The sequence below is a fragment of the Achromobacter sp. SD115 genome, from assembly GCF_017355315.1.
Taxonomy (GTDB): Bacteria; Pseudomonadota; Gammaproteobacteria; order Burkholderiales; family Burkholderiaceae_B; genus Achromobacter; species Achromobacter xylosoxidans_B.
Genome location: NZ_JADIJM010000027.1, coordinates 61,591 through 83,528, shown reverse-complemented (window position 1 = coordinate 83,528; position 21,938 = coordinate 61,591). Strand labels below are relative to the sequence as shown.

The window sequence follows — 21,938 nt, the reverse complement described above, 5'->3', positions numbered from 1 at the left end:
TCAGGAGCTCGCGCCGGCAGGAGCCGGCTTCAACAATTGATTGGGCGATGGGACAGGTTGAAAGAACCGTTCGGGCCCTGGTACCAAGATGCCGGTTAACTGCTTTCCCCCGGGTCCGCTTACGTTGTAGCGATGCAGAAACGAGCCGGTGGCGCTCTTCTGCGCGTACTCGGATTTCTGAAATTGCTGTTGCAGGACACGCCACGGTTCCTTGGCAGTTCCGCCATCCGAACGCGCTGGCAAGTCAATCCTGGCCTCGAAATTTTCCGCGTAGTCCTTGAAGATCTTTGGGGAGACCAGCAACATGCCTTCCTCGCAGAAATGCACTGCTGCATTCGCCTCGTTGTAAGGCAGAGACCCCGTGCTTACCCCTGCCTGAATCCAAGCCATGAATCGCTCAACGTTTGCTTTACGGGCGGGCATAGCCGGCAGTGCCGCAGGAGCTGGCGCAGCCCTAACGCGCGGAGCCACTGGCGCACTCATCAGTTCGGGTGCTTCAATGTCAACGGGTTGCACCAGGTCTGGAAGAGCACTGTCGATCTCGTCCAGGTAGCCATCGTCCACCTCAAGTGGGACGTCAGCAGCCGAAAGCTGAACATCCTGCACCAACTCAACCGCGATTGGTTCACTCGCGGAAACTGCGAGATGCTCCTCTTGACAGGGGTCTGCACCAGGCGCCATCGAAGTTGCCAGCACTTCGTCACTCCGGGAGCCCTCCTCCGATTGTTGCGCGGCCGGTGGGATCTGTCCGTCCGGCGCTGCATCTGGCTCACGCATAGGGGCGCTCTCCGCGGTCGCCTTCGGCCCTGTACTGCTTACGTTCGCCTTTGCATCAACCACGGTAATTGCACCAGCCGGCAAGGCTGCTGGATACAAAGCCGCATCTTCGAACAACAACGGCAGGGGGAATTTAAGAACTGTGAGGCGTTGGTTCCAAGTACCGATGGCGATCTGTACGGTCCAAATAGCTGCACCAGCCTCGTTGGACATCGCTGCGCCATATTCCTGCCACATATCGAACAGCCGCGAGTTGTCGTCTGGAATGCCGGCCGCACCTGGCCGTCGCTGCTCGGTTTGCGCCAGGTGATCTCGGACGAGCTTCGCAATGGATCCGGAAACGCACCAGAGCGATTCGCCATCACAGAAGCCCACTGCGCCAGCCCGATTCATGGAGACCGCACCTTCGGCCAGTACACGCCGAAGTCCCGCCATAAGGCGCTCGATCAACGGAACCGATCGAGCAGACGCAAAACGCGTTCGTGGGCCATTCGCTAGATTGGTCGCCACGGACTGCTTGTCCGCTCTGCCCACGAGCTCCGCTATCACCCCTTTACGCTGCTCCCCTCCGAGGTACTCGAAGAGCTCATCCATGAGCGGAGGATGCTCCCCGATCCACGCTAACGCCTGGCCGGGGACCAGTGTCCGCAACAGAGGCAGGCCGAGCCGCTCGTGTTTGCGATAGTCTTTCTGCGATGGAAAGTCCACCGTGTACCATTCGCCTCCCTGCTCTCGCATCGTTCCCCCCAGCGGCACCCAAGGCTTGGAGTGTCCTGATGCGTCTTGAAGCTGGACCAACACGTCGGTTATCGGCTTTCCAATATCGTGCAGCAGGCTCGCGACGAGCACGGCATATGTGTATCGAGCCGCGAGGCGCGTCTGCTCCTCGGGCGCCACGCCCATGGGCAGTTTGTATGCATCGCGGAAATGCAGTGCATGCGCTGCGACCTCAAGTAAATGCACCAGCAGACCGCCAGGTTGCGCGTGGTGATGCGATTCGGACGCGGGGAGCAATTGGACAAACTCCGCAAAGGCTTCCAACAAGGGGCGCACGTCCTCGTCGAAGTTCTCCGGCGTGAATCCAATTCGCTGGCGGATCTGCTCCAGTAGAGGCGCCGTACCGGTTACGTCAAACAGTCGATGCGCGGGAAGCACCTCCAAGTGCCGCGCGCTGGGAGCTGCCCGCGGCGTTGGCTTGCGGTCAGGAGGCCCGACGTCTGCGGCTGACGGCCGAGGATTTTTCAGCCACCATAGTGCGCAGGCTGCCGCCCCAGCGCAGGCGAGCAACACAATGTCAGACTGGAAGATCAACACGGTCTGCGTTCTCAAGCTGGACCAAGGCAGCGGCCAGATAGCCCCTTACATAGCTGCGCCACGTATCCGCTCCGACATCCGTGGCGTATACGACAACAAGCTTGCCGCAAGCAGCCTGGAAATCGGTGAAGCGCTCGGCGAGCGGGTCCCACTGGCTGGTTGAATCGATGGTTGCCGCTCGCCAGCCCGTACAAGGCAGATCTACCAGCCACTCGACAAACGAGATAGGGCTGCTAAACGGTTCGCTGCGGCCCTTCAATTCCTGGCAAGCAATGTCGTAGAGTTCGACACCGCCTTCCCCGCCGGTTGCCGTCTGCCAGCCGTCAAAACGGCCAAGCCAGATCAAGGCGACGGCACGTTGCGGCCCACTGCACACTCGACTGAGCTCCCGGTGCATTTCCGCTTTAGCCTTATCTGGCGGCGGCATTGCCCCGGGCGGCCAAGTCGGGCGAGAGGAGGAATGCCGGAGGTAGTTCATGGGCGTGGGCAGCAGAGAAAATGCGACAAGCCTCGCCGCCACCACGCCCCAGGGTCAATGCGGAAACCTGCTCCGCCAGAAACGTAACAGCGTGCGACATATTGACAAATGCCGATCGGCTCGTCTGACCTCAAGCGACGAGGCACCACACCCGCGCCTTTCGGTTCCTCCTTTCGCCCTTTCCCTTCCCTTAGCCCTTTGCAGGGCCCTTACCCCTTAAGCATTTGCGCCTTTTGAGGGCACAGATTTGAGTGCCCGGCCTTTGGGTAGGCCCCTTCCCCTTGGAGGCATTTAGTTTCGTTTCTCACAACTCACGATACATTTGCGCGAATAATTATTGAAACCAGCTATGTCTGCCTTCACAGTCGGGACCTCTTGAGGGTCGTCTTCAGGCCAATAGCGGCGCGCGCATATCACGTACTGAGGCCAACAACAAGCGCCGACACGCCGTAACGTTTGGATTCTCTTTAATTCACCAAGTGCCAAATTTCGCATGTGAGGCGAAAGTTCAGCCGTCGGCATCCCTCGTTGCCGATCCGCTGGCTTACCCGCTGGGCTCGCAGCCCGGCGGGGCTTTTTCCTCCAAGGTGCGACGTGCAGTTCCAAACCCGGTATCGATTCGCCGCCGCGATAGCGCTGTGGGCAATGCTCCCGTCGCACGCGCATGCCGACTGCATCGCCGCCGCAGCGGCCTATCACCGAATTGACGTTCAACTGCTGCAAGCAATAGTCATGCAGGAATCCTCCGGCCGAGCGGAGGCAGTGAACTGCGCCAATGCAAACGCATCCTGCGACTACGGCCTAGCTCAGATCAACAGCGTCCATCTGGAACGCCTGCAACGCTTCGGCGTATCGAAGCAAGACCTCTTCAATCCATGCGTCTCAGCCTATGTCGGAGCTTGGATTCTCGCTGAGAACTTCGATCGCCTTGGCGTCACCTGGGACGCCGTGGGCGCCTACAACGCCTCAACGCCCGCCAAGCGCGCCGCATATGCAAACAAAATCCAGGCGAAGCTCAACGCAATTCGTGCCGGCACTCTTATCCCGGTTCGCGTCCCCTTTTCACCGCGAACACCGGCCGACCAGCCGGCGGGCAGGTCTCCTGTCGCCGGAGCGGGCACAGCCCTCGCAATTGAGACAGCGGACCCTTCGCTGATCGCGGCAGGCCAGGCCTCCTCGCAGCGTTCGCAGGAGCAGCATTGATGGATGCGTCGACCACTTACGCGGAAGACATCCTGAGGCAACACCTCAGCGTGATTGAACCGTACCTCACCTCCAACGAAGTGAATGAGGTGATGGTGAACGCCGCTGACGACATATGGGTGGAAGAGCGCGGTGTCATGCGCAAGGTAGATGCGGGCCTTAGCGAGGAGCAAGTCGACCGCGCAATTACGTTGATCGCGAGCAAGAACGGCAAGCCAAACTCCCCACTCCTAGACGCGCGCCTGCCCGGCCTTCGAATCGCTGCCGCGCGCAAGCCCATCGCTCTGCGGGGCTCGATGCTCTGCGTTCGTCGTTTCGCCGCGAAGCGCATCTCTCTGGACAGCTACGTCGAAAGCGGTGCGTTCGACGTTGTCACGCAAGACCCACTCGAAACCGCCGCTGCCGACCAAGAACAAGCGTCCTTAAAAAGCGCCCTGCGTCATGGCGGCGCCGCGCTACGAGATTTTTTCCAGTGGATCATCGAGCGGCGTCACAACATCGTCCTCAGCGGCTCTACCTCCGCCGGAAAGACAACACTTCTCAACGCTCTTTTGGACCTTGTTCCGAGCACAGACCGCGTCATCACGGTCGAGGACACGGCCGAGCTGCGCCTGGCCGTACCCAACCATGTTGGCCTTGAAGCCAACCAAGCGCTCGGGATCAGCGTGCGTGACCTGGTCAGGCTCAGCCTTCGATGCAGGCCGGACCGGATTGTGCTTGGCGAGGTCCGCGGCGCAGAAGCTTTCGATCTCCTGGACGCTCTGAATACGGGCCACCCAGGTAGCCAGGTATCCCTGCACGCCGACTCCAGTGCTATGGCCCTGGCCCGCTTGGAGTCGATGCTGAGAATGGCACCAGAAACCCAAAACTGGCCTCTGCAGGACCTTCGCAGACAGATCGCAGCCACGTTCAGATTCGTCGTTCATGCCCAGCGCGTCGGGTCATCCAGAGGCCCCCGCGAGATCAGGGAAATCTTGGGCGTCGACTCAAATGGGTTGTACCAAACCCGCTTGTTGTTTTCCAAAATCCAACTCCAGGACCAACACTATGATTAGTCATCAATTGCACCAACTCCAGCAATGGATCCGTGGTCGTAGCCTCGCTACACGTACGGATAGGCTGCTCCTCGTAGCCTACGCGACGCTCGCGCTCCTCGCTCCAACCCCGGCTTTCGCACAGAGCATTTTTGGGGGCCGGCTTTGCTCCGGCTTCCAGGCGGTGGTTAACAACGAGCTGATCTCCGTTGTAGTGCTCGTCGCCTGCGTCGGCGCGATCTTGATGTGGTTGCTCGATGATGGCCAATCGAAGGTGAAAGTTTTCGCTCTCCGCCTGGCTGGCGGCATCGCATCCATCTTCGGTATCGCCACGGTGGTCGCGCTCGTGTCCGGGCGAAACCTGATGTGCTCTATCGGCGTCTGACGCAGCCATGGACGAGCGAGATCCGATCGATGAACTTGAGGTGGAGGTCGATAAGGCCCTCATCGAGAAACGCCGCATTATTGGGCTCGATCGGCGGGCGGCGGCGGCATTCTTGCTTTTGGCGCCTATGGTCGTGCTCATAAGCCGCAGCCTATGGATGGCCCTCATCGGCATCCCGATGTACCTAGGCATCCGGTACGTGATGCGCAAGGACCCGGACAAGATTGACGTGTACCAGGCATACAAGGCGCAACACGACCACTACGTTCCCCGCGCCACACGCGCCCAGAAGCGCAACAAGCGCCCGTTCGGCTTTGGCAGAGATTTCCCATGCTACTGACTGAGAAAAATGGCTACACGCTCGACGCCGGCACACTAGGCGAGCTCGAATCAGCGCGCGTGAGAGGCTTGGCATCCACGGCAGAACTCCTCCCCTGGATGTTCCGCTACAACGAACAGATCGTCGTCAACAAGGATTCCGCGTTGATGGCTTGCTTCGAGTACACGGGACCCGACACCGACAGTCAATCGGCGGCGCAGTTGCTGAGCCTCATGCACCAGGCTGAGCATGCATTCCAGGTCGCGAGCAGAAATCCGCTGACTTTCTGGTTTATCACGCACCGCCGACGGAGCGACCCGTATGCGCCCGCGGTCATGCCTGACCCCTACTCTCAGATCGTCGAAGACGAGCGCAGTAATGCGTTCAAGACCAAGTCGAACTACACGAATCGGCATTATCTCGCCATCGCCCTGAGCGCTTCTGCGGGTCTAGACCGCATCGCCGGCCGCTTCTTTCACGCGATGGCGCACGAGAAGGTAGGTCCCCTTCGTGCTGCGATCCACGCGCTGCGTGGAATTTGGTCTGACCAGGCAGACTTCGCATACACCTCCGTTGAGCTGGCGGCAGCCGTCAAAGACTTTGAGGAGCAACTGACTCGGATGCGGGCGAGCCTGCCTGCCCTTACGCTCACGCGACTCGTCGGGGATGAGCTCGGCGCATTCCTTGCATCCTGCGCCGCGCCTGCCGCGCCCCGTCGGAGTGCAGTAGCCATGGTGGACTTCCTCGATGAGTCGATGTCCCACGGCGAAGTTATCCCCGCAGAGGACTACATCCTTTTCAAAGCTGAAGGCCGGAAGCGAATCGGTGTTGTCACCTCGATACCCGCCGCGCACCAGTTTTATCCTTCCCGCATCCGCCCGCATGCACTGGATGACCTCCTCAAGGTTCCTGGTGAGCTGACGATCAGCCACGTTTATCGGATCCAAGACGCCAACGCCAGCGCGAAAATGATTGACCAGATGGGTTCGTACCATAGAACGAACGCGCTGGATCTGCGAGCGCTTGCTGCCGTTGCCGCAAACTCAGGCGATCCGAACTATGCACCGCGCGAAGACAGAGGACGAGTTGAAGCAGCGGACGAAGCGGAGGACCTGAAAAAGGGCGTTAGCCGCGGGAAGGCCTCCTATGGCCAATACACGCTGAGCATCACATCGCTATCCGCACCGTTCCAAAGCGACCTGGTTGAAGATTGGGACAGCGCTATGGACCAGGTCAGAACAACGGCCGGAAAGGTCGGTGACGCCCTGATCGGCGCAAAGTTCTTGCCTCTGGTCGAAACACTGGGCGCAATTTCTAGTTGGACGGCCACAATCCCCGGCGCATGGCGCGACATCGCACGATGGGCACCGCTACGCGCCGCTGTCGTCGCTCGCGCTGTACCTCTTCGCACCGTCTCGCAAGGCTCAAAGGAAAATCGCCATCTTTCGAACACGATGAAGCGGCCGTCTCCGGCCCTGGCTGGCCTGCCGACCGATTACGGCACGCCATACTTCTGGACCGGCTTCTATCACGATATCGGGCACACACTGGTGTCGGGGGAAACTGGCTTAGGGAAGACCACGATCGTCAACCTGGGCTGGACCCTCTTTCGGAAGTACCTCGGCTCCGACGTTTTCATCTTCGACCGAACCTTCTCAAGTCGTATCCCAATAATGATGCAAGGCGGCGTCTATTGCGATCCTGAAGACGCTAGCACCAATCGGCTGACGGTGAACCCCCTCTCACTTATTGGCGAAGTCCGGCACCTGAAGTTTGTCAAGGACTGGATCTGCACGCTCGCCGAGCGTCGCGGGTACCTCGCAACAAGCAACGACAGGGAAGAACTAGAAAAGGCGCTTCTGGCAACCCGCCAACTCCAGCGTAAGGACTGGAGGCTGCACGCAGTCTACGTGCAGCTCCCTGTCGGTTCCTTCCAGCATGCTCTGGCAGAGTGGGTCGGCGATGCCTTGAATGCGCGTTGGTTCGACAACGGCTTGGACATCTTCGATGAAATCGCGGCTGGACGAGCTGCCGCTGTTCTCGGCATCGAGATGGGAAAGCTCCTGGCGCAGCCGGACGTCCTCATCCCATATCTCATCTATTGCTTCTATCGCATTCAAGATCGGATTGAAAGTCGCCGCAACTCTGGACTGATTGCCCCGACGTTCATCGGCCTGCCGGAGGTATGGGGTTTTCTGGAGGAGCCGATCTTTGCAAGGAAGCTGGCCGAGTGGATCGATACCCTCCGCAAGCTATTGGGCTGCGTCTGGATGGACGCCCAGTCGCCGGAGCGGTACATCAACTCGCCGATATATGCGTCGATTCGGGACAACGTCCCGAACCGCATCATCCTGCCGTACCCGGCCGCCAAAACTTCGCCATCTCTGCGCAAGGCGTTTACGGAGCTCGGCCTAAATCCGCAACAAATCGACCAACTTGCCGAGGGCATTCCAAAGCAAGACTACTTTCTTACGCAGAAGGATGGCTTCATGCGGAAGGTTGCCTTGAAGTTGGATACACGCACACTGGCGGTCCTGCGGAGCGAACTGGACGCCCAAGCGCTGTTTGACCACTATCGCGCGTCCGACCGCGAGGACTGGCGCGACGCATACTTCCGAGAGGTGGTCCGTGCATCAAATCCGTAAATCGACAGCCCGCGCGCTTCTGGCGCTGCTCCTTATTGTCGAAGCGCCTGCATTCTCGGCACCATTCCAGCTCCCCGACACTTCCGACTATGAACCAGGTGGATCGGAGTGGGGATGCGGAGTGCTGCTATGTCTTGCCGGCATAAAGCCCCCTAGCCAATGCAGTGGCTACCTCAACCGGCTCTGGCGCGTCCTGAATGCAGTTCCGCCCGGACCGTTCCCTACGTGCGCAATGGCGGGCGCAAACAACTACGCAAAGAAGTCGCGCGAGCCATACGACCTTTGCCCGGCCGGCCACGAGCCAGCGCGGCGAGGTCAAGTGGTCGCTCAAGGGACGCCGACAGGCGAAACAAAGCGATTCAGGCCGAAATTCCGGCTTCAGGGGACCTATGCCACTTCGGAGCCCGACAGCAATGAGAGTGGCTCGCCCGGTCAACGCGCATGCGTCAGCGGATACGTCGGCCACTACGAGGTCTGCGATAACTGCGGCCCGGGCGGAGACGCCGGTGGCGGTACGCCCACTACCGTGCACGTGTTCAGCAGCGTGGTGTGGCTGCCCTATAAGGGCCCGCGTGCCATCGACGTCATCATCGACGGCGCGCTCTACAACCGTGTTCACTACTGAGGTACGACTATGCACTCGCCCAAACGCAGGACCGTCATTCGCGCCCTTACGGCGATCGCCATGAGTTGCTTCGCCATTGCCCCCAAAGCGTCCGGCATTCCGACCTTCGACGGCGCCAACTTCGCGCAACAGCTTTTGAGCGTGATGAACCAAACCCAGCAGCTCACGCAGCAGACCACGATGGTTCAACAAAACCTGGCGAACTTACAACGGCTTGGCGGAAATGTGCTCAGCCTGGCTGACCAGGCGTATAGCGGTCAGGGAGTCTCCATGCGCGACCTCGTTTCCAGTGTTTCCGATCTCTACCAAGCGGGCAAGCAGTTACAAGGGATGTACGACGCTGCGAGCGCCGAGATGAAGTCTCTCAACATGACCCCTGAGCGTTGGGGTACGGCCTTCGTCCACTTGGCTCAGACCAAGGGCGGGGTGTACCGCAAACAGCTCGACCAGGACTTCGCGACCATGGAGGCCTTCGCGTCGCGTGCTGCAAATCTACGCCAGTTGTCCCGCCAGATTCCCGGCATTGAGGGCAACGTCCAAGGCCTGCAGCTCCTCAATCAGCAGTCCAGCGTCTTGGCCGGCGAACTCCTGGAGATGCGCAGTCTCATGCAGCGCCAGGTCGTGCTTGATCTCCAGGACCGCGCCACGAAAGAGGACCTCAACAAGCTTTCTGTTGAAGGCGCGCAACAGCGGTACGACGCGGTCACCAAAGAAGCCGCGAACAAGCGCTCCGCCATCGGAAAGATGAAAAGCCTCGAATTTGGCCTCTAGACATGACAGGTAAGCCTCTCCGTCGAGTACTACTCGCCCTTTGCCGCAGCCGTCGCGAGCTCCGAATCGTATGCAAGGAGCGGCGCAGGTACAGGGTGGAGCTTGCTGCGCGTGGCCGACTTGAGCACAAGCCGCTACGCGCGGCAGCGAAGTCTCTGCGGCTGTCGTTGGCGATCGCCATCGTGCAGGTCGACAGCGCGTCCCCCAACGCGCTAGCCGGCTTTGTCGCAGTGATTTTCACATCCGCCGCCCTCTTCGCGCTTGATGCAGGTGCTCGCGCGCTCGGCTGGCATCTCGGAGGCTGACATGGACGTCGCAGCCCTATTCAATCAGGCGTTCTCGGCCGTCAACACGGCCGGCTTTGCCCTGGCCGACATTTTTAAAGAGGAGGGGCTGATCCTCCTATCCGTTGGAGCCTCGGGTACGGCTCTCTGGCTTCTGCTCCGTGATTATTTCCTCGCCAGCGACACCGTCAAGTTCCTCGTCAGCCTCTTCAATCTGATCCTGAGGATGGGTGTGGTTTTGGTGATCGTGCAGAGCATGAATGGCGTTCCGCGAGATATGTTCGTTACCGCGACCAAGGAAGCGTCGACCAAGATTACTCAGGGCTCGGCAAATCCGGTCGAGATTCTCAAGTTGACGATGGACACCATCTCGCTCATCGCCGATGGCAAGCGCAAGGAATCGGAAAAGTCCCTCTACTGCAAGATGCATGGAGGGTGGTCACTGAATCCTCTGGACTGGATCATCGACTCACGCCCCGCCGAATGCGTCAACAAAGATCAGATTGGGTTCTTCGAGATTCTCAAGAACTTGCCCCTCATCCTTGTGATCTTTTTATGCCAAATCTTGGCAATCATCGCGATGGTGCTGATGTCGATCGCGTTCATTGTCGTCTTGCAGATGTCCTATGTCATGCTGCAGCTCGGTCTCGCCCTCGGGCCGCTGCTAGTCGGCCTATCGATCATCCCCGCTGTTTCCTTCTTGTTCGACGGCTGGTTGCGATTCATGATCGCTGCCTCGCTGCAGCAGCTTGTCGCGTGGTTTGTCGCTGTGCTCATAACGAAGGGTGTTGTCCCGACACTGGTCAGCTTTTACGACAAGATCGACAGCCGGAAGGAGGCGGATCTCTACTTCGCGTCCAATGAAATTGCGATGATCGCGATCGCCCTTTTAGGATTCATCGCTGCATACATGATGTGGCAAGTACCAGGCCTTGCACAGGCGCTCGTTGCGGGGGGCAGCGCAAACGCGCAAAGTTTCGGACGAGGGATGGTGGGCCGCGGCATGGCCGCAAAAATCTTGCGCAGCGGAGGCAAGCGATGACCTCCTCAACCCTCGCGCACTTCCCGCGCCCACTCCTCTTCCCATTCTTTGTCGAAGCGGTCAGCGTAGCTCTCGCCGACACCGTCGTCGCGACCCGCCGCAGCGAAGCCCTTCAGAAAAGCGCGCGCCAAGATCGCAAGCGCGGCGAATCCCAACAGTCCGCTCATCTCTTATCTCCGGCAGATGCATTTGCAGGGCAATCCATCCCGGCCAAACAAAGCGGTGTCATCTGCTTAATGGCCTCCCGCTTCGCCACGCTCGACTGTTCAATCGACGTTGCTGCGGTGGATCCCCGCGACTTCTGCAACGCATACACAGCCACGCCGATCGCAATCGCGGCGACGGCAACGAGCAAGCCGAACTTTGCTTTGGACATGGTGGACACCCCATACGATTTTTGTTCGATGGGCCCGAGTCTATCAAACGCCAACTCGGACCACTCTGGTATGGAGGGCCTCCGCAAGGGCGCCCTGCCCGCTGGTGTGGCCAACGATTGCCACGGGCAAAGGTCGAGCCTACGGCTTGAGTTTATCCCTTCCTACGGACTTTCTTCAAGCGGTAACTGCATCCGCGCCGTCGACGCGTGCGCGTCCACGCATCCTCTCCAACGCTGAGCCTAACCATGCCCCTCAACTTCAAGGGCCGCTTCATGCGCCGTCGCCGTCCAGATCTCCGCCCAACAGACACTTCCCAGCCGCCCGTCCAAACCGCGGAGGACCCGTCGTTCGACGCGCACATCCTCCCATTGACCCAACGCGCGCATCGTCTCTACTACGCGGTGTTCCAGCGTCCATTGCAACAAGCCGACCGCTCCGCGCTAGTCGCCTTCGCGTTCTTCCTCGTCGCCCTGGTCGAGGGCATTGCCCTATATCAGTTGGTGCCACTCAAGCAGCAGACCCCCTATTTCGTCGAGTGGGACGCCCGCTCGGGCGCGGTCTGGATTTCCGACCGTGTTGCCGAGCGATTCACGCCGGAAACCGCCAATAAGACGTTCTTTCTGCGCCAATGGGCCACCTGGCTACTTACCATCAAACCGAACCCGTCGGACTCAATCGACGTTGACATCCCGAAAGCAACTCGCTGGACCATTGGCACAGCGACAGATCAGCTCACCGACTACTTCGCCAAGGTCGATCCGATCGGCGTCCGCATAGCGGATCAGCCTGGACTCACGCGTGAAGTCACCGAGAACTCCACCACCTACAGCGTGGACGGTAAACAGGCCTACATGCTTCTCACCCTGCAAGAGCGCGTCAATGGCAAGGAATTCGGAGAGCCGAAAACCAAGCTTCTGACAATCCGATTCCTCCTTTCTACCGATAAGCAAGCGATCGATGAGCAGCGTTCCAACCCGCTTGGCGTCAAGATCGAGTGGTGGACCCTCACGGACTACTTCGGCCCCACGAGCGTTCGAATTCAGGGAGCACAGTAATGCGTCAGGCCATTTCCCTACTTGCAGCGGTAATCGCCGTGCTCTGCGTGGGCGTCCCGGCGCACGCGCAGGAGAGCGACGTCCGAGCAGAGGTCGCGCAGGCGCAGAAGCGTGCCGGAACGGGCCCGAACGCTGCAGTTCCGATGCCGTTGGATGCGCGGTTGGTCACTTTCAACTTCGATCGCGACTATGACTACCCCGTCTTAATGCGGCCTTTCACGATGGTTCATCTGGAATTCGCCGCCGGCGAGATCCTCAAGGGCTATTACGCGTCGGATACCAGCGCCAGCCGTTGGACGTTCAAGCCGGCCCGAACGAAGCGCGATCTTTTTGTCATGTCGAAGGGCGACAACCTGCTCAACACCGCGACGATCATTACGAACCTCCGCACCTATCAAGTCACCTTCGTCTCAGCATCCAAAGGCTCGTATTACAAGCGCGTCAACTGGGCTGCGGACCCCGATCAGGATTCCGCAGTAGCCGGCCTGGACACCTTCGGAGGCAATGGTCCGATGCCCGCCAGCCCGAACGGTCCAATGGGCAGCGCAGAATGGGACGCTCCGGCCCCAGCCGTCCGCTCTGGCTCATCGTCGCGTGCCCACCAGGGTGGGCGCCCGGCCGACATCGTCGACATTTCGAAGGCGAACTTTGATTACCGGGTGGAAGGTAGCGCGCCGTTCAAGCCCGCCATGGTTTTCGATGATGGGAAGTTCACCTGGATACAGCTCCCAGCCGACGTACAGGAGATTCCCGCCATCTTCGCGCTGGGAGCGGACGGAACGGCAGAGCTAGTCAACTTTACGGTTCGCCGCAATTACTTTGTGGTCCAGCGACTTTTCCCCGATGGGGCACTGCTGAAGCTTCGAAAAGATGAGGTCCGCATCTTTAACCGGCGCGGCAAAGCGTGCGGGCTCTTCGGCTGCGGCGTGTCTGGTGTCAAGAATCTCAACAGCGCGACATACCCATGAGTGCCGCTCCCTCCCCTTCCAGCAGTCCTTCGCCCCAACGCCGTACTGCGGTGTCGCGAGGACTGATCAAGATCGTCCTAATCACGTTCATCGCCGTCGTTCTCGGCTTCGTTCTCGTGCGACGGCTCGCTGGAATAGCGCCGGAATCCGCCGCCGACGCCCGCGCTAGGAAGGAAGAGCAGGAGCGCGCCGCCAAGGAAGCAGGAAATCCATTCGCAGTGCAGCGGCTGATTGCCGACCAGCTACGCGACCGTCTCAGTCGGAACGAAGAGGCCGCGCCCAAGCCGTCTAATGCGCCGCAGATCGCTGATCAAGCTCCGACTACGGAGCCAACTCGCACCGAGGCCGATGCCAGGCGGATAGAGGACCACCGCAACACAGTGACAATCGCGCAACAGGAGGATCTCTCCGCAGTGGAGATCGGTTTCTGGGAATCGCAGGACGCCGACGAACCTCAAACCACGATCGGGCGATCATCGCATCGCGACCCAGCCGGCGCGGAAGCAGCACTTCGTGACGTGTCTACCGTCGCTACAGCAGCCGGCATCGACACCTCCGGCTTTTCCGCCGGGGGTATACCTGGTGCGCAGCCGGCCGGTGGCCCCGCCAACACGGTTGGCCAGGTCGTTGGACCGCAGGCCAGTGCCGGCCGACAGGCCGGCACTCCTGGCAACATAAAGCCGCCGTTGTTCGCCTCCGCAGCGCCATCCCCATACTACATCCGCGAAGGTTGGATCATCCCTGCTGTGATCCAGCAGTCCCTGAATACAGATGCCCCGGGCACGTTCCGCGCCATGGTGACGTCGGACGTCTACGACAGCCTACGTGGCGAGCACCTCCTCATAGAGAGAGGCACCGCGCTCACTGGCGAGGTGAGCACGGACATCGCTGAAGGCCAAAGCCGCATCCTCATGTCTGTCAACCGGATGGACTTCCCGAGCGGCGGCCGGGTGGCTCTAGGCGGCTGGGACATTTCCGATCGGACGGGCGCCGCAGGCATTGCTGCACAGGTTGACGACCACTTCTGGCAGCGCTTTGGAAGCGCCTTCGGCGTAGCTGCAGTGGCGGCGCTGGCAGGCCATTACGACAAGAGCCAGAACGTCACCATAAACGTGGGAAGTGGCGGCTCGAACAGCGGCAACGCCACTTCGACGCTGACAGGCACCGCGGGTCAAGCACTAAGCGACACCGTCCGTCAGATTCTCCAACGGAATCAGTCGATCAAGAGGACCCTCACGCTCGAACCTGCGGACAAGATAAACATCGTCGTCGCGCGAGATCTCGTGCTTGACCCCAACATAGTCAGGAGCTACTGAATGCAGAATCGCCTCACCCATCTAATAGTCATTGCATGGGCTGCGCTGATGCCGCCCATCGCCACCGCCGCCCAGCCCGAGTTCTCGGCCCCCGTGCCGGCCGTGTATGAATTCAACTGGAAGCAGGCCGGCGACAGCGGTATCTCTCCTGTGCAGATTTTTGACAACGGCAAGAGGGTGTATCTGCAGTTCGCACCCGGAACCGAGATCCCGGCCATTTTCGCCGACGCACCTGGCGGGCGAATTCTGCTCGCTTGGGAGGCGCAGTCTCCATACATTGTCGTGCCTCATATGGAAGCCCGCCTCGCTTTCAGACTCGGTAAGCGAGAAGCGGTAGCGTGGCGCGCTGGGATTCCGCCTGAAGGCAGCTACACGGGACTGGCCACGCCGGCTCGACAGACGGGCAGCGCCGCGGTCCCTGCCACGAGAGAGCAGTTGGCATTTCGTCGCACTGCCGCTGACGCCGCTGCCGGGCCTGACCCGTCGTACAAGCCAATCGTTGCACCCGCCCCTGCGTTGCAGGCGACCGCACAGCCCCTCGTCGCCTCGATGCCAGACGGCTCCAGTCTGGCCGCGTTCATGGGAGTCGCCTTAGGCGGACCCATCGCGGAGCCAAAAACGGGAGACAGCCGCTCCGGAGCTGACGTCATTGCGCCAGGTGGCGCCACTCTCGCACCCGTCACGACCGTCGATGTCACCGCGGCCACAAGCACCGCTCCGCCCGTTCCGCCGCCACCCCCCGTCCAGGAGTGGCACGCCGAGACGGGTAAGACCGTTCAACAGACGCTCGACGGCTGGGCCCAAGCGGCAGGGTGGCAGCCCGTCAAGTGGCACCCCGATTTCGACTACATCATCGAAGTCCCGGTCACGCTCCGAGGCGAATTTTGGGATGCGGCCAATGACCTGCTAGCTGCGTATGACGTCGCCAAAAGGAAATTCAATGGCCTCGCCTATCGGGACAACAAAGTACTGGAAGTGATGGAGAGGAAATGATGAGAAAAGCAATTGTGATCGCGATCGCATTCGCGACGACCCTGTCTGGCTGCGCTCTGCAGCGCATTAAGGATACCGAGGCGCGCGTGGACGATGCCTACGGCGAGCACGCCGCCAGCGCAGCCAGCATGCGAAAGACCCGAGATCGCGCAGTGGAGGTAATCGATCGCCCGTGGGTATCGAAGACGCCAATTACGCGGCCGTCTGCGGCCGCATATCCCGCACCCCTTCAATGCCCAATCACATTTGTCCCTGCCGCTCCGATCAGCGTATTTGAGTTTGGACAAACGGTGACGGCGTTGTGCGGAGTGCCCGTCAGGATCACCCCTGATGCCATCACAGCGCTGAGCGGTGGTGCACGCACCGCCGCCAGGACGCCTGATATGACCCCACCGACGGGATCCGGGGGGCCGATCCCCCCAGGCGGGGTCGGCGCCCTCAGCGCAGGCTCATCGCTGCCCTCGATGTCCGCACGAGACACAACGATCTCCGGCATTCGTTGGGACGGCAAGCCCCTACCGGGGCTGCTCGATGCCGTGACCTCACGACTGGGCTTGAGCTGGACTTTCCGTGATGGCGCCGTCCAGATCCACTACCTGGACACCCGAGTCTTTCGCATATACGCAATCCAGTCCAAGACCAACATGCAGTCTGTCGTGCAATCTGGCACCCAGCTTGCATCATCCGGCACTAGCGGTCAGGGTGCCGCCGGCGCCACGTCTTCCTCAGGCTCAGGCGGGAGCACCGTGTCAGGCGGCTCCACACAGACGACGATGGTTTCGATTGAATCGAACTTGGCGGAGGATGTGGACCGGATGATCAAAAGCATGCTCACTCCAGGTCTGGGCCAATCGAGCTTGTCCGTCAGCACTGGGACCGTGGCGGTCACGGACACGCCGGACGTGCTCAGCCGCATCGCGGCCTATCTCAAAACAGAGAACCGAAACATCACGCGACAGGCCCTTTTCAACATCACCGTGGCAGTCGTGCAGCGGACAGAGACAGATGACCAAGGCCTCGACTTGACTGCTGTGTACAAGTCGCTGAACGGCAACTACGGAATCACTGTCGCCAATGCCTTCACCGCAGCCTCTAGCGCGGGCTCGGCCTCAATCGGAATCTTGGACACCGCAACCGGCACAGCCGGCCAGTTCGCTGGCTCAAAAGCCATTCTCCGCGCGCTGTCGAGCCAAGGTCGCGTATCGATCGTGACACAGCCCTCGGTCACGACCCTCAACTATCAGCCTGTCCCAGTCCAGGTAGCAAAGCAGACCAGCTATCTTGCTGCAGTATCCAACACCGCCACGGCTCAAGTTGGCTCAACCTCGGCGCTCACACCGGGGACCGTCACGACCGGCTTCTCCATGGATCTTCTCCCGTTCATGATCGACAGCGACCAGATGCTGCTGCAGTTCACGATGAACCTCTCAACAGATCCTCGCCTGCGCACGGTCACGAGCGGCGACAACTCCATTGAAGTCCCGGAGGTGGACAGCCGAATCTTCTCCCAACGTGTACGCCTCCGATCAGGTCAGACGCTGATTCTCTCCGGCTTCGAGCAGAACGTCGACCGCGGGAACAGGAGCGGGATGTTCAGCCCATCAAACTGGCTCACGGGCGGTGGGGGCTCCACGAACAATCGACGCGAGGTGGTCGTGATTCTAATCACCCCTATCGTCTTGGATGATGACTCCGAGATTCACGAGTCTGGCGGCAGCGCTGGCGACTACAGAGCAACAGCGAGCTGAGCCTATGGGTCCGAAACAACCAGAACCCGGCCGGGTGATAGTGATCTCGGCCGGCGGAAAGTCCCTCGTTTCCGGTCTGTACTGGCAGACACTTTCGCAACCCCAAAAGGTCATGAAAGAGGCGCGCGAGATCGGCAAGCGAGACGGTATGGACATCGTCGCTATTCGCCGACTGCCCACAATCATCCAGGCCGGCTTTGTGCGCAAGCAAGCGGGAGTTCAGAAAGGCATGTTCAGCCTCGCCTCGATCGTGGCGGACCTGCTGCTGCGTAAAGAGGGGCAGTCCACGCTCGACCCCCTTATTGCGGCCTTCGCGGTCGGAGATGGGCGATTCGCCATTGTCGCGTTCAAGGATGGCGGCGTGGTGCCTGACTCGGACGTTGTTTTCGACACTCTGGCTCAGGCACAGGACGCAGTGCGCGCTCTTTACGCGCTGCTCTCTTCCAAGGGGAAGGAAGTCACCGTCTACGCCCCATCCGAGCTCGACTTTGGCGGTGATGCATCTGTCACGCTGGAGGTACTCGCCCGAGCTGCCACGCGCGATCACAAGCTAAAGCCGCTTCGCTTCGGGCTGAGTCGCCGCGAATGGCTTCTCCTGGCCCTTTCGGTGGCGGCGATCATCGCGCTCACCATCGTCTATATGGTCTGGCGCCAGCACGAACGCGAGCGCGAAGAACGCCTTGAACGGCTCCGCCAGGCCGAGCTGGAGCGCGTTCGGAAAGATAGTGGCCAGGACGTTCGGCCTGCCGCTTTGGTACATCCATGGACGACTACGCCCTCCGTGCCCGCGATGATTTCGCACTGCATAGCAGCCGCGAGATCGACACCACTGGATGTCGCTGCATGGGAACTCCGCGCGCAAAACTGCACGCCGAGTTCATACGAGGCGGCATATGCGCGGCGGCCCGGCGCCACGGTCATGGAGTTCAGAGCAGCAGCGGCAGCGGTGTTTCCCCCGGGATACGCCGTGTCGATCCAGGCGGACGCCGACCAAGCGACAGTGCGCGTCATGTCCAAAGCGCCTGCGGGAGGCGACGACGAGATGCTGGAGATCGGACACAGGGTGGATAGCCTTGTCTCCCACCTCCAGAAGCAGCTTATTCCGATCAAGGTCGCGCCAAAGGCTCCGCCTACTCACAGCACCCCCAACGAGCAGGTAGGCGAGCCCGCCCCGGACTGGAGCACTGCGACCTTCGAAATCGTCAGTGATTGGCCTGCCGCCTCCGTCTTCGCCGGTTTTGACACGCGCGGCGTGCGGCTGCTGGAGCAGTCTACGTCCCTCAAGGAGAGAAAGCTCTCCTACACGCTTAAAGGAGAGATCTATGGAAAGTAAGAACGTATTTGGCCTAGCGGCGTTCGTCGCTCTGATGCTCGGACCTGTCTCCCACGCGGTCGGGCAAGTCGCGCGCTCGCCCGACTCTGGCCCCGCAACCGCGAGCACCCTCGCAGACCTCGCCGAAATCCAGCTACGCAGGCTCACTTATGAAGCGCTGACCGGAATGAATGAAGCAAAACTGGCCTACGAAAAGACGTCTCGCGTCGAAGATCGCAGTGCGACCGGCGTTCCTACGGTTCGGTCTGTACAAGGGATTGGAGGGAAGCTATCCGCCATTTTGGTGTACGCGGGCGGCGCGCAGGCCACAGCTCGCGCAGGCGAGGACATCCCCGGAGGCTATCGCGTGAAATCAATTTCCGTAGACAGGGTGGTCCTTACGCGGAACGGTCAAGACCTACGCCTGGGCTTCTCGGCGGAAGCCCCCCAAAGCGTTACCGAGGGCTCTGTTCGCCTGACGTCTCCCTTCCCCGGGGCCGCGGTTCCATTCCAGCCTGGAAGGTAAACATAAATGGACACCACCATCCATGCCCCCAACTCGCCCGAAGGCCAGAACGAGACACTCGCCCCGCCCATGGCGCCTGCACGCCGAGTTCAGAATCTCAGCGCTGTCGGCGGGGACTGGCAGGCGCCTGAGTACGTAATCGACCGCGTCGTGCTGGCCGACGACGGCGTCCTGTACGTGGACGAAGAGCACAGCGACGATATGCGTGTGATGTCATACATATCGCGCCTTCGCCTCAACCGAGTAAGTTTCGAACTGCGGACGGTCAGTCACACCGAGATCAAACGCCTACAGCAGTCCGCGAAGGACGGCGCTGCGCTCTCCATGGCCGAAGGCCTCGGAAACACCAAGACCGCCCAGCAAGAACAGATCAATCGAATGATCTCCGAGGCAGCGAGCCTGGGCGCGAGCGACATTCACTTTCTTCCCGACGTCGATAAGACGTATGTGAAATACCGAATCAACGGCATTCCGGAGAGTCGATTCACCCTGGACCGCGCCGTGGCGGAGGACCTAATCTCCACGCTCTACACGTCGATGTGCGAGAAGCCCGACAACTACGAGCCGTCCCGAAAGCAGAACGCTCGACTCATGGAGCGCTACGCCCGCCAGTCGGGATTGTTTGTTTGCCGGATTGCGACTGGCCCAGCGGCACGCGGTCGAAAGCTCGTCATCCGTCTCTATCCCGATACCGGAGACTCGCCGAAGTCCATGGCGGAGCTCGGCTACCTGCCCGAACAATGTGCCCAAATTCGATCATTCGGCCGCAAGACGTCCGGAATCGTATTGGTGACAGGGACCACTGGCTCGGGCAAGTCCACCACACTGAACCACTACCTGAAGCAAGCGTTGCTGCAAGCAGAAGGGGAGCTCATCGTCGCGACGGCCGAAGACCCCGTCGAGCAGCCCATTCGGGTGGTCACCGTCCGCAATGGCGCCGAGGCCGTCTACGTGGCAGTTCAGGAACCGATTATCCCGGCAGGCACCAGCGAAGAAGACGTTGAAGCAGCGTGGGTCGATGCCATCGATCACATGCTGAGGTCAGATCCGGACTCGATTCTGATCGGCGAGATTCGTGGGAAGGCCTCGGTGAGAGCTGCTATCCGCGCAGCGCTAACCGGCCACCCTACCCTTGCAACGCTGCACGTCAAGGATGCTATGAGCGCTTTTGACAGGCTCGAAGATTCCGGCGTGCCACGCAATTTGCTCACCGATCCAACCCTGTTCATCGGCATCATCAACCAGGCCCTAGTTCCGGTCCTATGTCGGCATTGCAGCAAGCCGTTCGCCAAAGCGGAGGGCGAACTTGAGCCGGGGCTTCGCGACCGGGTTAGGCGAGTCTGCGACGTATCGGGTGTTCGGATTCGAGGCGAGGGCTGCTCGCATTGCCGCCGCGGCCTGGTCGGACGTACCGTCTGCGCCGAAGTGGTGTCCCCGACCCCCTCACTGATGTCGGTCTACCGTAAGAACGGGACGTTCGCTGCGCAGAAATATTGGGTGCAGGAGATGGGTGGCGTAACCCAGTGCGGGCATCTGATCCGATTGATCGAAGCAGGCCGCGTGGATCCGGATCTCGGCGAGCTTATGGTTCGGCCGCTAGACAGCGACGACTGGCTCGCTGAAGGCATAGGGCCGCGCAAGGCCAGGCGCACGCGCCGCGCCCAGCGGACACTCTTCAACCGCCGGAGCTCTCGTCATGGCAAAGCTTAGCTCGCGTCGCCGCATAGTGATCTACCGAACCCTCTACGCCATGGCGCGATCGAAGGTTCCGGTCTTCGACGCCCTTGTCGACATTCAGAAGGCGCATAGCCGCAATGGTCGCCGCCCGAAGGCGACTATCGCGGTCTTCGCACACGAGGTGCTAGTGCGCCTTTCCAGCGGGATGAGCGGCGATCGGTTTTCCGAGGCACTCGAAGGTTGGCTTCCGGGCACCGAGATCTCTATGCTCGCTTCAGCCCAGAAAGCGGGGGACATCGCCACCGGGTGCGAAGACGCCATAAAGCACATCAAGCGCCAGGCACGTGTCCGCGCCGCAATTATTAGCGCTGTCGCGTACCCGGCAGTGATTCTAACTATGGCCGCCGTGCTACTGGCTTTTGTCTCCTTCAAGGTGGTCCCAGTTTTCGCCAGAGGCTCGGATCCAACAACTTGGACGGGGTACACCGCCTTTGTCTACTGGATGAGCGAAACCATCCGGCATTTCGGCATTTTCATCCTGGCCGGCCTTGTCGCGGTTGGCTTTGCGATCCGTTGGTCGCTGCCCAACTGGACCGGATCAATGAGGCTGGCGTTCGAACGCATTCCCCCATGGTCCACGTACAAGACCATGCAGGGCGCGGTTTTTTTTTCCAATCTCGCAATCCTGCTTAATGCCGGTGCGGATTTGCTGCAAACCATGGTGCATATCCATAAGCACGCGAGCCCCTGGCTGCAACAGCGCCTGCAAGACACTATGTATGGCCTCAGTATGGGCAAAAACCTTGGCGTCGCGCTAGACCTGGCAGGTCACAAGTTCCCGGACGAAGAATCGATCGCGTACATCACCACAATCGCCTCGCGCGAGGGATTCGCCTATGCGCTGTCTGAGTTTGCTGCCAACTCGGCAGAGAACGCCGCGCTGCGGCTTGAGGCGTCGGGCAAGGTCATCTTCTTCCTGGGCTTGATTGGCGTAACCGCACTCGCCGCCGTGATTTTCTTCGGACTATTCGGACTTCAGACCGCCGCGATGGGCGATCGAGTTTTCTAACTGCGCGCCGAAGGCGCGTT

20 protein-coding genes are annotated in these 21,938 nt (G+C 60.5%); 16 read left to right on the top strand and 4 right to left on the bottom strand.

Annotated features, from left to right (window positions below; genetic code table 11):
* Together mobH and IPU70_RS28270 are read right to left on the bottom strand one after the other, a co-directional pair.
* Nucleotides 1-2,091: a MobH family relaxase gene (mobH, locus tag IPU70_RS28275; protein WP_052017799.1), complete on the bottom strand. Its 2,091-nt coding sequence runs from the start codon at nucleotides 2,089-2,091 to the stop codon at nucleotides 1-3.
* Nucleotides 2,072-2,569 (bottom strand): hypothetical protein, encoded by a 498-nt coding sequence (locus IPU70_RS28270; protein ID WP_035212235.1) that lies wholly within the window; start codon nucleotides 2,567-2,569, stop codon nucleotides 2,072-2,074. Before IPU70_RS28270 ends, mobH begins: the two co-directional genes overlap by 20 nt.
* Nucleotides 2,570-3,163: 594 nt before the next feature.
* On the opposite strand from IPU70_RS28270, the gene IPU70_RS28265 reads away from it, so the two are divergent.
* The 7 genes from IPU70_RS28265 (at nucleotide 3,164) to IPU70_RS28235 (ending at nucleotide 10,877) form a co-directional block, all read left to right on the top strand.
* Nucleotides 3,164-3,772: a lytic transglycosylase domain-containing protein gene (locus IPU70_RS28265; protein WP_006222319.1), complete on the top strand. Its 609-nt coding sequence runs from the start codon at nucleotides 3,164-3,166 to the stop codon at nucleotides 3,770-3,772.
* The gene (locus IPU70_RS28260) at nucleotides 3,772-4,827 is read left to right on the top strand and encodes a CpaF family protein (RefSeq protein WP_006222320.1); all 1,056 of its coding nucleotides are present in this window, start codon (nucleotides 3,772-3,774) and stop codon (nucleotides 4,825-4,827) included. The genes IPU70_RS28265 and IPU70_RS28260 overlap by 1 nt, the downstream gene beginning before the upstream one ends.
* Nucleotides 4,820-5,191 (top strand): hypothetical protein, encoded by a 372-nt coding sequence (locus tag IPU70_RS28255; RefSeq protein ID WP_006222321.1) that lies wholly within the window; start codon nucleotides 4,820-4,822, stop codon nucleotides 5,189-5,191. Before IPU70_RS28260 ends, IPU70_RS28255 begins: the two co-directional genes overlap by 8 nt.
* A 7-nt stretch (nucleotides 5,192-5,198) precedes the next feature.
* Nucleotides 5,199-5,531 (top strand): VirB3 family type IV secretion system protein, encoded by a 333-nt coding sequence (locus IPU70_RS28250; RefSeq protein WP_006222322.1) that lies wholly within the window; start codon nucleotides 5,199-5,201, stop codon nucleotides 5,529-5,531.
* Entirely contained in the window at nucleotides 5,522-8,155 is a 2,634-nt protein-coding gene (locus IPU70_RS28245) for a VirB4 family type IV secretion system protein (RefSeq protein ID WP_006222323.1), read from the top strand. Before IPU70_RS28250 ends, IPU70_RS28245 begins: the two co-directional genes overlap by 10 nt.
* A 634-nt stretch (nucleotides 8,156-8,789) precedes the next feature.
* Nucleotides 8,790-9,551: a hypothetical protein gene (locus tag IPU70_RS28240; RefSeq protein WP_006222324.1), complete on the top strand. Its 762-nt coding sequence runs from the start codon at nucleotides 8,790-8,792 to the stop codon at nucleotides 9,549-9,551.
* A gap of 306 nt (nucleotides 9,552-9,857) precedes the next feature.
* A complete protein-coding gene (locus IPU70_RS28235) occupies nucleotides 9,858-10,877 on the top strand; it encodes a type IV secretion system protein (RefSeq protein WP_058207508.1) in 1,020 nt (339 codons plus the stop codon).
* 5 nt (nucleotides 10,878-10,882) lie between these two features.
* On the opposite strand, the gene IPU70_RS28230 is transcribed toward IPU70_RS28235, so the two are convergent.
* Complete coding sequence (locus tag IPU70_RS28230; RefSeq protein WP_155523078.1) at nucleotides 10,883-11,044, bottom strand: hypothetical protein; 162 nt, start codon at nucleotides 11,042-11,044, stop codon at nucleotides 10,883-10,885.
* Nucleotides 11,041-11,253 carry a hypothetical protein gene (locus tag IPU70_RS28225; protein ID WP_052017976.1) on the bottom strand — a complete coding sequence of 71 codons (213 nt, stop codon included), beginning with the start codon at nucleotides 11,251-11,253 and terminating at the stop codon, nucleotides 11,041-11,043. Before IPU70_RS28225 ends, IPU70_RS28230 begins: the two co-directional genes overlap by 4 nt.
* 246 nt (nucleotides 11,254-11,499) lie before the next feature.
* On the opposite strand from IPU70_RS28225, the gene IPU70_RS28220 reads away from it, so the two are divergent.
* The 9 genes from IPU70_RS28220 to IPU70_RS28180 are packed head-to-tail and all read left to right on the top strand — an operon-like array spanning nucleotide 11,500 to nucleotide 21,918.
* Nucleotides 11,500-12,309: a VirB8/TrbF family protein gene (locus tag IPU70_RS28220; RefSeq protein ID WP_054488777.1), complete on the top strand. Its 810-nt coding sequence runs from the start codon at nucleotides 11,500-11,502 to the stop codon at nucleotides 12,307-12,309.
* A complete protein-coding gene (locus IPU70_RS28215; RefSeq protein WP_006225797.1) occupies nucleotides 12,309-13,277 on the top strand; it encodes a TrbG/VirB9 family P-type conjugative transfer protein in 969 nt (322 codons plus the stop codon). Before IPU70_RS28220 ends, IPU70_RS28215 begins: the two co-directional genes overlap by 1 nt.
* Complete coding sequence (locus IPU70_RS28210) at nucleotides 13,274-14,593, top strand: TrbI/VirB10 family protein (RefSeq protein WP_081247809.1); 1,320 nt, start codon at nucleotides 13,274-13,276, stop codon at nucleotides 14,591-14,593. Before IPU70_RS28215 ends, IPU70_RS28210 begins: the two co-directional genes overlap by 4 nt.
* Nucleotides 14,594-15,586, top strand: a complete 993-nt coding sequence (locus IPU70_RS28205) for a TcpQ domain-containing protein (RefSeq protein WP_006225795.1) — start codon at nucleotides 14,594-14,596, stop codon at nucleotides 15,584-15,586.
* On the top strand, nucleotides 15,583-17,334 hold the full coding sequence (locus IPU70_RS28200; protein WP_052017902.1) for a PilN family type IVB pilus formation outer membrane protein: 1,752 nt from the start codon (nucleotides 15,583-15,585) through the stop codon (nucleotides 17,332-17,334). Before IPU70_RS28205 ends, IPU70_RS28200 begins: the two co-directional genes overlap by 4 nt.
* Before the next feature lie 4 nt (nucleotides 17,335-17,338).
* Nucleotides 17,339-18,667, top strand: a complete 1,329-nt coding sequence (pilO2, locus tag IPU70_RS28195; RefSeq protein WP_006225793.1) for a type 4b pilus protein PilO2 — start codon at nucleotides 17,339-17,341, stop codon at nucleotides 18,665-18,667.
* Nucleotides 18,657-19,172 (top strand): type IV pilus biogenesis protein PilP, encoded by a 516-nt coding sequence (gene pilP / locus IPU70_RS28190; RefSeq protein WP_006225792.1) that lies wholly within the window; start codon nucleotides 18,657-18,659, stop codon nucleotides 19,170-19,172. Before pilO2 ends, pilP begins: the two co-directional genes overlap by 11 nt.
* A 6-nt stretch (nucleotides 19,173-19,178) precedes the next feature.
* Nucleotides 19,179-20,882, top strand: coding sequence for a GspE/PulE family protein (locus IPU70_RS28185; protein WP_054485455.1), 1,704 nt, complete (start codon nucleotides 19,179-19,181; stop codon nucleotides 20,880-20,882).
* Nucleotides 20,869-21,918, top strand: a complete 1,050-nt coding sequence (locus tag IPU70_RS28180; protein WP_006225790.1) for a type II secretion system F family protein — start codon at nucleotides 20,869-20,871, stop codon at nucleotides 21,916-21,918. Before IPU70_RS28185 ends, IPU70_RS28180 begins: the two co-directional genes overlap by 14 nt.
* Nucleotides 21,919-21,938 lie beyond the last annotated feature (20 nt).